This window comes from Streptomyces sp. NBC_00353, assembly GCF_036108815.1.
Taxonomy (GTDB): Bacteria; Actinomycetota; Actinomycetes; order Streptomycetales; family Streptomycetaceae; genus Streptomyces.
The window spans coordinates 8,360,275-8,372,204 of the sequence record NZ_CP107985.1 but is presented as its reverse complement, the minus strand read 5'-3'; the positions used below and the strand labels follow the sequence as shown (position 1 = coordinate 8,372,204).

At 69.0% G+C, this 11,930-nt stretch carries 10 protein-coding genes and 1 pseudogene; 6 read left to right on the top strand and 5 right to left on the bottom strand.

All coding sequences use genetic code 11. The features are described 5' to 3' along the window. Window positions 1-99: 99 nt before the first annotated feature. From OHA88_RS37785 to OHA88_RS37780, 3 genes and pseudogenes are all read left to right on the top strand, one after another. Window positions 100-1,371, top strand: a complete 1,272-nt coding sequence (locus tag OHA88_RS37785) for an FAD-dependent oxidoreductase (RefSeq protein WP_328628808.1) — start codon at window positions 100-102, stop codon at window positions 1,369-1,371. Window positions 1,372-1,582: 211 nt separating this feature from the next. Continuing rightward, window positions 1,583-1,708: pseudogene (locus OHA88_RS44740) on the top strand (RNA-guided endonuclease TnpB family protein); the annotation flags it as partial. 125 nt (window positions 1,709-1,833) lie between these two features. Further along, entirely contained in the window at window positions 1,834-2,553 is a 720-nt protein-coding gene (locus tag OHA88_RS37780) for an SDR family oxidoreductase (RefSeq protein ID WP_328628807.1), read from the top strand. A 56-nt stretch (window positions 2,554-2,609) separates the two neighbouring features. On the opposite strand, the gene OHA88_RS37775 is transcribed toward OHA88_RS37780, so the two are convergent. Together OHA88_RS37775 and OHA88_RS37770 are read right to left on the bottom strand one after the other, a co-directional pair. Further along, window positions 2,610-3,371 carry an SDR family oxidoreductase gene (locus tag OHA88_RS37775; RefSeq protein WP_328628806.1) on the bottom strand — a complete coding sequence of 254 codons (762 nt, stop codon included), beginning with the start codon at window positions 3,369-3,371 and terminating at the stop codon, window positions 2,610-2,612. Window positions 3,372-3,553: 182 nt separating this feature from the next. After that, window positions 3,554-4,027 (bottom strand): VOC family protein, encoded by a 474-nt coding sequence (locus OHA88_RS37770; protein WP_328628805.1) that lies wholly within the window; start codon window positions 4,025-4,027, stop codon window positions 3,554-3,556. Between the two features lie 406 nt (window positions 4,028-4,433). Here OHA88_RS37770 and OHA88_RS37765 point away from each other — a divergent pair, with 406 nt between their 5' ends. Further along, entirely contained in the window at window positions 4,434-5,402 is a 969-nt protein-coding gene (locus OHA88_RS37765) for an alpha/beta hydrolase (protein ID WP_328628804.1), read from the top strand. A 239-nt stretch (window positions 5,403-5,641) separates the two neighbouring features. On the opposite strand, the gene OHA88_RS37760 is transcribed toward OHA88_RS37765, so the two are convergent. Continuing rightward, window positions 5,642-5,989 (bottom strand): MazG-like family protein, encoded by a 348-nt coding sequence (locus OHA88_RS37760; RefSeq protein WP_328628803.1) that lies wholly within the window; start codon window positions 5,987-5,989, stop codon window positions 5,642-5,644. A 51-nt stretch (window positions 5,990-6,040) separates the two neighbouring features. Continuing rightward, window positions 6,041-6,478 carry a cytidine deaminase family protein gene (locus OHA88_RS37755; protein WP_328628802.1) on the bottom strand — a complete coding sequence of 146 codons (438 nt, stop codon included), beginning with the start codon at window positions 6,476-6,478 and terminating at the stop codon, window positions 6,041-6,043. Window positions 6,479-6,798: 320 nt separating this feature from the next. Here OHA88_RS37755 and OHA88_RS37750 point away from each other — a divergent pair, with 320 nt between their 5' ends. Further along, entirely contained in the window at window positions 6,799-7,590 is a 792-nt protein-coding gene (locus tag OHA88_RS37750) for a hypothetical protein (protein WP_328628801.1), read from the top strand. Window positions 7,591-7,767: 177 nt separating this feature from the next. Here OHA88_RS37750 and yicI read toward each other — a convergent pair whose 3' ends face one another. Next, window positions 7,768-10,026 carry an alpha-xylosidase gene (gene yicI / locus OHA88_RS37745; protein WP_328628800.1) on the bottom strand — a complete coding sequence of 753 codons (2,259 nt, stop codon included), beginning with the start codon at window positions 10,024-10,026 and terminating at the stop codon, window positions 7,768-7,770. A gap of 609 nt (window positions 10,027-10,635) precedes the next feature. Between yicI and xylA the strand changes: the two genes are divergently transcribed. Then, the gene (xylA, locus tag OHA88_RS37740) at window positions 10,636-11,805 is read left to right on the top strand and encodes a xylose isomerase (protein ID WP_267006487.1); all 1,170 of its coding nucleotides are present in this window, start codon (window positions 10,636-10,638) and stop codon (window positions 11,803-11,805) included. Window positions 11,806-11,930 lie beyond the last annotated feature (125 nt).

Here is an 11,930-nt window from a genome sequence, read left to right as displayed (position 1 = left end):
CAGGGATACATTGCGACCCTTTAGTGGGGACTCGTCAGGACTGAGGGTATATCTACCGATATGACCGACCCGAGGATTTCACCGAAGGGAGCAGTGGCGATGGAGCGGACCACGTGCTGCGTGGTGGGGGGCGGCCCCGCCGGTATGGTCCTCGGGCTGCTGCTGGCCCGGGCGGGGGTGGCGGTCACGGTCCTGGAGAAGCACGGCGACTTCCTGCGGGACTTCCGCGGTGACACTGTTCATCCGTCCACCCTGGCGCTGCTGGACGACCTGGGGCTGGCCGGGCAATTCGGCCGGCTGCCCCAGCGGCGGTTGACGACAGTCCAGCTGCCGCTCGGCCCGGACCGTTCGCTGGTCACCGTCGGAAACATCGGCGCGCTGCGGGGCAAGTACAACTACATCGCGATGGTGCCCCAGTGGGATCTGCTCAACCTCCTCGCGGACGAGGCCGGGCGGGAGCCGTCCTTCACCGTGCGGATGAACACCGAGGCGACCGCCTTCCTCATGGACCGCACGGAGGTCCCCCCTGGTCGAGCGAGGCCGAGAGCTCGGGGCAGGGTCACGGGGGTCCGCTACCGCACGTCCGACGGCCGTACCGGTGAGCTGCGGGCCACCCTCACCGTGGCCTGCGACGGCCGGTCCTCGCTGGCCAGGGCGTTGCCCGAACTGGGACTGCGGAAGTTCACCTGCCCGATGGACGCCTGGTGGTTCCGGCTGCCGCGGCGGGAGGACGACCCGCACGGGCTGGTGGGAGGTGTCGGCGACCGGTTCTTCAGCGCCATGATCGACCGCGGGGACTACTGGCAGTGCGCCGCACTGATCCCCAAGGGAACCGACACCCGGCGTCGCGCCGCCGGTCTCGACCGCTTCATGGGCGAATTCACGACTGCCGTCCCCTGGCTCGCGGACCGGGTGCACGCGCTCGGGTCGTGGGACGACGTGAAGCTGCTCGACGTACGGCTCGACCGGCTACGGCGCTGGCACCGCCCGGGACTGCTGTGCATCGGCGACGCGGCACACGCGATGTCACCCGTCTTCGGCATCGGCATCAACCTCGCCGTCGAGGACGCGGTGGCCGCCGCCCGGTATCTCGTCGAACCGCTGCGCGCGGGCGCGGTCGGCCTGCGGACCGTCCGCCGCGTCCAGTGCCGCCGCTGGCCGACCACCGCCGCGACGCAGGCCCTGCAGCGCTTCGCCCACACGAACGTCCTCGAACCGGTCCTGTCGGGCCGCCCGCCGTTCGGCAGCCGGAAGCGCGCCCAGCGACTGAGTGAGCTCATCACGACCTCGCGGTGGCTGAACCGCCTGCCGGCGTACTTCCTCGCCTACGGCGCCCTGCGCGAACGCCCGCCGGCCGCGTCGGTGCGCTGAGCGGGGGGCACCTTGCGTGGGCGGGACCGACACCACACCCACCCCGGCTCCCGCACGCGGCCGTGAAGGACTGCGCCTGATGCCCCGCCGACACATCGAGCACCTGCATTCCGACACGCCCGTTCACACCTGGCCGGTCGGCCGACCGGCCCCGCCGAGACGTCAGGCGCGAGCCCTTGCTGCTGCTGCTGCGGGCGCCGCGGTCGGCGGCGGATGGTCGGGCAACGCCGACCACAACGCAGCCCGGATCGTCCTGCACCTGTACCGGATGGGCCTCGCGCTCATCCCGGCTGCCGGGAGGGCAGTCGTCAGGCGCGCTCGTCGCGTCAAACCCGCCGCACCGGCCGCCCGCGGTTCGGGTGGTGACGGACACCCGGGCGATATACGTTCGGAGCGGGTGGCGCCGCGCCGTCCCAACGGCCGGTCTTCGGCCCTGCAGCCCAATGCCGGGGAGGTTCTCCCATGAAGGTCCAAGGGTCTGTCGCTTTCGTCACCGGAGCAAACCGCGGACTCGGTGAGCAATTCGTGCGGGCGCTCTTCGATGCCGGAGCGGCCAAGGTCTACGCGGGATCCCGCGACCCCGGAAAGGTCACCGTGCCCGGGGCCGTCCCGGTCGCAGTCGACATCACCGACCACGAATCCGTGCGCGCGGCAGCCGCGCAGGCCCAGGACGTGACGCTCCTCGTCAACAACGCCGGTTCGACGACCCGGGCGGACGTGCTCGAGTCCGACCTGGACGCGTTCCGGAAGGAATTCGAGACGCACGTTGTCGGCACCCTCGCCATGAGTAGGGCCTTCGCCCCCGTTCTCGGACGCAACGGCGGCGGCGCGCTGGTCAATGTTCTGTCCGTGCTGTCCTGGATATCGATCCCGGCCAGCGCCGGATATGCCGCGGCCAAGGCCGCCGAATGGTCGGTGACCAACGCCTTGCGGGTGGCTCTTGCGGAACAGGGCACGCAGGTCACCGCCCTGCACGTCAGCTACATGGCGACGGACATGGTCGCGCATCTGACCGGTCCGAAGGCCGATCCCGTCATGGTGGCCCGCGCGACCCTCGACGGTGTCGAGGCCGGCGTGTACGAGGTGCTCGCCGACGACGTCAGCAAGCAGGTCCGGGCAGTGCTGCCCTTGGGCCCGGAGGCGCTGTATCCGCAACTCGCCGGCCGCCCGGCACTGATCTGATCTCCACGTCCACGGGTCATTTCGCCTGCCGTCCCGGAGATGCTCCTCCCTTGCAGTCAGTGGGAGACGAGCTGCTGGCCGCCGTCGACGTCGTACGTTCCGCCGGTGAGTGCGTCGTTGCACATGATGTGTACGGCCAGAGCTGCCACGTCAGCCGGGACGACGACCCGTCGGATGGGAAGCGTGGCGCGCAGCTCCTCGCGCCGGGCATCGAGCTGATCGCCCAGGAGCGAGGCCGACAGGGGCGTGTCGACGAATCCGGCAGCGATGAGATTGACCCGGATCGGAGCCAGTTCGAGCGCCAGGTTCGCGGTGAGGGCGGGCAGAGCCGCGGTGACAGCGGACATGACGGCCATGCCGACCCCGGGGCGTCGACCACCGGTGCCGCCGACGAACAGCAGCGTACCTCCGGCTCGGACCCTGTCACGGCTGTAGAGGGCGACCGCGAGTGTCATGGCGAGGCGCTCGTCGAAGGCGCGGCGGGCGGCAGTGAGGTCCATGCCCTCCAAGGGCATGTAGGAGGGGCTGCCGGCTGTGACCATCACATGGTCGACCGGGCCGGGCAGATCCTGGAAGAACTGCTTGAGACGGTCGGTGTCGGTGGCGTCGAACGCTGCTGTGCCAACAGGATGGAGCTCGAGCGCAGCCTGCTGCAGCCGTTCGGGGTTGCGGCCGACCAGGACGACCTGGCCGCCGTGTGCGCGTACCTGGCGGGCGGTTTCCAGTCCGATACCCGCGCTGGCGCCGATCACCACGACGGTCTGGTCGGCGAGCTCGGGCCGGCGTCGGGTGCCGGGATCACTGGGTGCGGCAGTCATGACGAACCACCGCCGCCGAGGACCGTCACGCCACAGCCGTAGTTCGGTCTGCTGTCCGTCATCCGTGCCTCCGGGTATCGGTCTCTGGTTCCTGTGGTCGCGCTTCAGGCCGCCGATCGCCTGCCTGTCAAACCGGCTGGCTGCACTCCATGCCCGTCGCCCCCTGGTTGACTGACGTGGTGTCAGCGGCCAGGGCCCCGCTTCTTCACCTCCTGGAGCACCCAGCCGTTGCCATCCGGGTCGCGGAAGGTGGCGTAGGAGCCGTAGTCGGCACGAGCGGGGTGCGGACCGCTCACCCGTCCCTCGTCCCCGGCCCCGTAGGTGACCTCTCCGGCATCGTGACCGTGGTCGAAAATCCCTCCGGCATCGTGGAACACCTCGCCCACTTCGACGCCGCGGCCGATGAGCTCCGCGCGGGCCTCCTCGATGTCGAAGACGATGAGGTACAGGCCCTGGAACGAGCCGGGCGCGGCGGAAGTGACTCCCTTGCCCAGGATGATCGAACACTCGGAGCCGGGCGGCGTGAACTGCACCACCCGGTAGTCCTCACCGGCGACGAGGTCGATGTCCAGCCGGAAGCCCGCCGCCTGGTAAAAACTCTTGGCCCGATCGACGTCGGAGACGGGCAGCACGATGACTTCGAGTTTCAGATCCATGCGGATGTCTTTCCTTCTTGACGTCGGTGAATCCCGCACCCCGTGCGTCGCCGGTTCGACGTGCGGCGATCCTCACATGAGGCAGCGCCGACGGCCGTCCCGACCCGCCGATCCGACCACCGCGTCCACGCACCACGCCCACCGACGTGCGGTACCGACCACCGCTGCACCCGGCCCGGTGGCGGACTGCACGGTCCTGATCACCAAGCGGGAACCGTCCGCGCACGCGATCTTCACGCGGGTGCTGCTCATCTCGCCCGTGAGCCAACTACTGGCCGTGGCGCCTGCTGTCCTTATGTGTCCGCCAGAAGATCCCGTTGCACACCGGGCTCTTCCGTGAGAACACGGATGAGTAGGCAACGAGCGAATGGATTCGTTTCTGCGAGTCCGACCTGGAGGCACTTCCATGGTTGACCTGCCTAATCCTCCCCCTCCCCGTCTCGAGTCGGCTGCCCAGGAACTGGCCGACGCGACCAGCCCCCACCCGCGCATCTACGAGGTCCCGCCCGAGCAGGGACGTGACATCCTTGCCGGCCTCCAGACCGGAGAAGGGGTCGAGAAGCCCAACATCGACGAAGAATGGGTGACCATCGACGCCGGCCGGTACGGACAGGTGCGTACTCGCATCATCAAGCCGGCCGGGGCGACCGAACCGCTGCCTGTCATGCTCTACATCCACGGCGCAGGCTGGGTGCTCGGAGACGAGAACACGCACGACCGCTTGGTCCGCGAACTGGCGACAGGCGCAGACATGGCCTGCGTGTTCCCGGTCTATGACCGGGCACCGGAATCGAAGTATCCGACCCAGATCGAGCAGAACTACGCGGTGGGCTCCTGGATCGTCCAGCACGGCGCCGAGCATGGCCTGGACGCCTCACGCCTGACTGTGAGCGGCGACTCGGTCGGCGGTGACATGGCCGCCGTCTTCGCCCTCATGGCCAAGGACCGCGGAGAGATCGACGTCAAGGGCCAGGTGCTTCTGTATCCCGTCACGGACGCCGACTTCAACACGGCGTCCTATCTGCAGTTCGCCGACGGCTACTACCTCACACGCGACGGCATGATGTGGTTCTGGGACCAGTACGCGGACTCCAACCAGCGAAAGGAGCCCTACGCCGCCCCCCTGCAGGCAAGCCTGGATCAGTTGAAGGGCCTGCCGCCCACCCTGGTCATCACCGACGAGGCGGACCCCCTGCGCGATGAGGGTGAGGCCTACGCCGCGAAACTGCGAGAAGCAGGCGTGGACGTCACCGCAGTGCGCGTCGAGGGCATGGTGCACGACTTCCTCATGCTCGACAGTCTCCGCGACTGCAACGCCACCAACGTCGCGCGCCACCTCGCCATCGACGCCCTGCGCACGAGCGTCGCCGCCTGACGACGGCAGAGGTGTGTGAAGAGGGCTCGGAGAAGAGCCGGGCCCTCATCGCCTGCGCGTCACCGACCGGTCCCCGCTCCCCCGGAGGTGGATCGGGCCGGACTGTCAGCAGCTGACGGATTGCGCCGGATCCAGGGCGTTCAGTCACGACCTGGAGAGGTCGTGGCCCCAGGGCCTCGCCAGGTCGACGCTCCGGATACGGACCCGGTGATCAGTGGGCCGGGGTCACCCATGTCCGCTCACGCCACGTCGGCCCCGGTCCCATCGCTCGGAGGCAGCACACGGTCCACCAGGTGTTGCAGCCGCTCGTCCAGGAGCTTGCGCGCGTCCGGCGTGCACGACGCGAGCGCGACCATGCCCGTCACGATGACGTCGCACAGCTCGTTGTTGACGTCGTCCCACGTATGGGACGCCCCCTTGCGAGGGTTGGCACCCATCGCGCCGTGCAACGCCTCGGCGACCTCACCGAACTCCTCGCCGATCTTGAGTACGCGCAGCAGCCGCACATCGCTGTCCGACGCCTGGACGGCGTTCTCGTCCAGCCAGGTCCGCAGCCGCTCCACACGGTTCCATGCTTCGTCCTGCATCGGGTTCCCCTCGGATCGTCCGTACATATTTGCCCTGCAACCGCCTGGGTATCAGTTCGCGCTCAGGGGTGCGCTTTCCTCGGTGTCGAGCTGGTGGTCCGCCCAGATGTAGCTTTCGGGAAGCAGGTCGGTGATGGAGATGGTTTTGTGGCTGTTGCTTGTGCCGACGATGACCTTGAGGGCCGGGAAGTAGTCGACGAGGACCTGGCGGCAGCGGCCGCACGGGGGCACGACGCCTCGGTCGCGGTCGCCCACGGCGACGATGGTTTCCAGGTCGTAGACGCCCTGGGTGGCAGCCGTGCCGATGAGGACCAGCTCCGCGCAGGGGCCTCCGGTGAAGTGATAGACGTTCACCGCGGTGACGATCCGGCCGTCTCGGGCGCGGGCCGCAGCCGCCATCGTGTGGTTGTCGCCCCGGCAGCGCGTTCCGGCGATGTGAGCCGCAGCCCGGATCAGTTCGTCGTCGACACGGTCTGTCTGCGTGGTCATCTTCTCTGCCTTCAGGTGGTTTCAGACGGCGTTGGGCCGGGTGAGGATGGTACGGAGGCGGGCACCGGCACGCTGATGTCCTCCGACGTGAAGTCGACGGGCAACCGCCGCCTACCACTTCGCCGCCGGTCACCGTACCCGTCTGCAGATCAGTGGAGGCGTGAGGCGCCTCTCACGCTGCGCCCGTCATCCCGGCACCAGGGAGCCGCGGACCGACGCACCCCCTCCACGCCGGCGCACCTCACGCTCCACGCGGACTCGGCACTGGGGCCAGGGATATGAGGTGCCCGGACCAGGGCGCTCGGCTAGGGTCCGGCCTCATGTCCGAAGCCCCCGTCTTTCACGACGCGATCATCGAGTCCATACTCGGCAGCGCACGCCGCTCCACGCTCCCGTACCAACAGGCCCACCGTGGGGAGGACTTCGGTACGGCGTTCTGGTTCAACGATCTCGTCGACAAGCAGGGCGACACGGAGACGGTCCGGCAGTACCTGGTGACCGCCGGGGCGATGACGCAGTACGACATCGCCGAGGTGCGGCTGCGGCCCGAGCTGTCCGAGTCGGCCATGAGCGCCCACGCCATCGCGATGATCAAGTTCGAGCAGGAGTGGACCCCTCTCGGTGACTCCGGTGTCGCGGTGATGCCCACCGGCGGGCTGCACGCGCTCGCCCGCCGCAAGCGGTGGGAGTGGGCGACCGACGAGATCACCGACGGGCTGGCGGCGAGGGCGGAGGACGTCGCCGCCGTCGGGGCCTCGCCGGTGCCCGCGTATGTCCTGGGGCACGACGTCGGGCCGGACCGGACGGACCGGCCGCAGGCCGTCGTCGTCGGGGACGTCGTGCGGGGCGCGGACGACGGGCGGGTGTGGTGGAACGGCACGGTTCCCGTGGGGTGCGTCGGGGCGCCTGTCTTCGTCGGGGTTCCGCTCGGCGATCAGCGGTTCAAGCTGGTCTGCCTCGGTGTCGTCCTGCCCGCGGTCGGCTCACGGCATCCGGTCGCCACATTCGACGGGATCCGTTCCGCCGTGCGGGAGTTGCCCGATCCGCCGTCGTCCACAACATCCGACACTCCGGCAACTGCCCCCGGAAGGTGGTGGAGGCGGGCGAGGTGACCCCGGAGGCCGCCATATCCCTTGCGGCCCGGGGCACAGACGGGAGTCCCGGGCTTTGACGGCTCGGCACGGCCCGCACGCTCCTCGGGCGGGCGGCCCCGGCCCTCACCGTGTGTGCCGGGTTCGATCCGGCTCCCCGCACGGTTGAGGGCCGGACCAAACCGTCGGACGGCGGCGTCAGGCCTTCACGACCTTCAGGCCGCTCTCACCCACGACCGTCACCTCGTACGGTCGGTCCGTGTCCGCCGTGACACGGACCGTGTTGCCCTCGCGGACCACCTCGTACGTCGCGGCGGGCGCGCCCGTGAGATCGGGGACTGTCACCGTGCGGGTGAAATCGCCGATCCCCTCGGGGACGTGGACCCGCAGCTCCAGGTTGTTCAGCCAGTCGCCGTCGGGCCGGGAGGTGTCCGCACCCAGGGCCAGGACCGCACCCGGGCGGACCAGCAGCGGGAGGCTGTCGAAGCCGTGGATCTCGTGGCGCCAGGCCGGGCCGGTGACGGTCTCACCGGAGAGCAGGTGGGTCCAGGTGCCTTCCGGGACGTAGTACTCGACCTGGCCGCCCTCGCTGAAGACCGGGGCCACCAGGAGGTCCGGGCCCAGCAGGTACTGACGGTCCACAGTGCGGGTCGCCGGGTCGTCAGGGAATTCCAGGAGCATGGGGCGCATCGTCGGGACACCGGTGCGATGGGCCTCGACGGCCGCACCGTACAGGTACGGCATGAGGCGGTGCTTCAGCTCGGTGAACTGCTTGGCGACCTCGACCGCCTCGTCGCCGAACTCCCACGGCACCCGGTAGGACGAGGAACCGTGCAGTCGGCTGTGCGACGAGAGCAGGCCGAAGGCGAGCCAGCGCTTGAAGACGGCCGGGTCGGGGGTGCCCTCGAAGCCTCCGATGTCGTGGCTCCAGAAGCCGAAGCCGGACAGGGACAGTGAGAGCCCGCCGCGCAGGGACTCGGCCATCGCACCGAAGGAGGACCAGCAGTCGCCGCCCCAGTGGACGGGGAACTGCTGGCCGCCGGCGGTGGCCGAGCGGGCGAAGAGCACCGCGTCGCCCTGGCCGCGTTCCTTCTCCAGGAGTTCGAAGACGGCCTTGTTGTAGAGGTGCGTGTAGTAGTTGTGCATCCGCTCCGGGTCGGAGTTGTCGTGCCATACGACGTCGGTGGGGATGCGCTCGCCGAAGTCGGTCTTGAAGCCGTCGACACCCTGGTCGAGGAGGACCTTCAGCTTGCTCTGGAACCAAGCGGTCGCCTCGGGGTTGGTGAAGTCCACCAGCGCCATGCCGGCCTGCCAGCGGTCCCACTGCCAGATGTCTCCCCCGGGGGTGTGCACGAAGTAGCCCTTCGCCGCACCCTCCGCGTAGAGGGGGCTCTTCTGCGCGATGTAGGGGTTGATCCACACGCAGATCTTCAGCCCCTTCTCCTTGAGCCGGGCGAGCATGCCGACCGGGTCGGGGAAGGTCTCCGGGTCCCATTCGAAGTCGCACCACTGGTACTCGCGCATCCAGAAGCAGTCGAAGTGGAACACCGACAGCGGGATGCCGCGATCGGCCATGCCGTCCACGAAGGAGGTGACGGTCGCCTCGTCGTAGGAGGTGGTGAACGAGGTGGTCAGCCAGAGGCCGAACGACCAGGCCGGGGGCAGGGCCGGACGGCCGGTGAGTGCGGTGTAGCGGGTGAGGACGTCCTTGGGGCTGGGGCCTGCGACGACGAAGTACTCCAGCGTCTGGTCCTCGACGCTGAACTGCACCTGGCCCACGGCCTCGGAGCCGACCTCGAAGGAGACCTTGCCGGGGTGGTTGACGAAGACGCCGTAGCCGCGCGAGGAGAGATAGAACGGGATGTTCTTGTACGCCTGCTCGCTGCTGGTCCCTCCGTCCGCCTGCCACATGTCGACGACCTGGCCGTTCTTGACGTACGGAGTGAAGCGCTCGCCCAGGCCGTGAATGGTTTCGCCGACTCCGAGGGCGAGCTGGGCGAACATGTGGTGGCCGCCGTCCTGGACGGTGGCGAAGGCGGTGCCCTTGTGTCCGACGGAGGTCAGCAGGTGGCCGTCCGCATCCAGGAATTCCAGGCCGAAGGTGCCGTCAGTGGGCAGCCGCAGGGTGAGGGGGCCGCTGGTCAGTTCGGCGACCCGCCCATCCGTACGGGTGGTGGTGGCGGTCGGCGTCTCGGTCGCGCCCGGCAGTGCGAAATCGGGCCCGGGGTGCCGCTTGCCCGCGAGGTGGGTGACGCGCACACCGATGACGCCTTCGGCGGGCGCGTACGCCTCCACCGTGATCAGGGGCGCGTTGAGCGTGTCACCGCGCCGTTCGACGCGCTTGACGGCGGCGTAGGCGGTGAGGCGGTCGGCGCCGAGCTGGAGGTCGCGGATTTCGGTGGCGTACGAGGCGTGCACACCGTCTCGCATCTGCCAGAAGCCGTCGGTGAACTTCATGGGGGTCTTCCTTAGCCGGTCAGGAGTGCGTGTTCAGAAGTGACGGGGTGGCGCGGTCGTGGTCGGAGGTCACTCCGTGCCAGGTGGCCGTGTCCCACGGTGCGGTGGGCAGTCTGCGGTACCGGCCGGTGCCCCACGCGATGGCCGGGGCGATCGGGTCTCGGGATCGCTCTCGCGGGCACCGTAGCGACCGGTCACGGTGTGCGAGGCTCGGCCCGCCGCGAGCAGCCGGCCGGTCGTCGCGTCGACGGCCGCGGCCTTGGTGGACCGGGCGGAGATGTCCACTCCGAGGACGGCCGATACCGGTGCGGTGGCCGCTTTCGTGGCTGGTCGCGACGGCATGACGTACCTCGTTCCTATGAATCCCGATTTTGATCGTACACAAAACAAATTTTTTGTCGAAGCGCTTCGACAGCGCGCCAACACGCTCCTCACCCGCCCCGATCGCGCACAGAGCCCCCGCGAGCAGCGGTCAGATTGTCTGTATGTGACGTGTGTGTCACATGGATGCTCTAGAAACAAACGCCAAGATGCCGTATTAGTACTGCCAGCCAACAAATCGATCGGTCGGCAGAGCAGCCGCCCGAGCCCTTGTACAAGAGGCAGACCATGTCGAAGCGCTTCACTCCCACCTCCGCGGACAAGTTCACCTTCGGTCTCTGGACCGTCGGCTGGCGCGGCAACGACCCCTTCGGTGACGCCACCCGTCCCGCGCTCGACCCGGTCGAGTCCGTCGAGCGACTGGCGGAGCTCGGTGCGCACGGCGTGACGTTCCACGACGACGACCTGATCCCGTTCGGCTCCTCGGACAGCGAGCGGGCCGCGATCATCACGCGCTTCAAGGACGCCCTGGACCGCACCGGTCTGAAGGTCCCGATGGCGACGACGAACCTGTTCACCCACCCGGTGTTCAAGGACGGCGGCTTCACCTCCAACGACCGCGACGTGCGCCGCTACGCGCTGCGCAAGGTCATCCGCAACATCGACCTCGCTGTCGAGCTCGGCGCCGAGACCTACGTGGCCTGGGGCGGCCGCGAGGGCGCCGAGTCCGGTGGCGCCAAGGACGTGCGGGTGGCCCTGGACCGGATGAAGGAGGCCTTCGACCTGCTCGGCGAGTACGTCGTCGAACAGGGCTACGACCTGCGGTTCGCGATCGAGCCGAAGCCGAACGAGCCGCGCGGCGACATCCTGCTGCCCACCGTCGGCCACGCCCTCGCATTCATCGAGCGCCTCGAGCGCCCCGAGATGTACGGCGTCAACCCCGAGGTCGGCCACGAGCAGATGGCCGGACTGAACTTCCCGCACGGCATCGCCCAGGCCCTGTGGGCCGGCAAGCTCTACCACATCGACCTCAACGGCCAGTCCGGCATCAAGTACGACCAGGACCTCCGCTTCGGCGCCGGCGACCTGCGCCAGGCCTTCTGGCTCGTCGACCTCCTCGAGACCTCCGACTACAACGGCCCGCGCCACTTCGACTTCAAGCCGGTACGCACCGACGGCATCGACGGAGTCTGGGAGTCCGCGAAGAACTGCATGCGCAACTACCTGATCCTCAAGGAGCGCGCCCTCGCCTTCCGCGCCGACCCCGCCGTGCAGGAAGCACTGACCGCCTCCCGCCTCCACGAACTCGCACAGCCCACCGCCGAGGACGGCCTCAAGAGCCTCCTCGCCGACACCTCCGCATACGAGGAGTTCGACGCCACGGCCGCCGCCGAACGCTCGATGGCCTTCGAAGCCCTCGACCAGCTCGCCATGGAACACCTCCTCGGCGTCCGCTGACCCCTCCGGGGTGTCCGGCGACGGACCGCCGGACACCCCCGCCTTGCCGGTACGGACCTGCCGACCCGTACCGAGGCGTATGCATCTCCTGGCCGGGACAGAGAGGTCCCACCGGGCCGGCACCC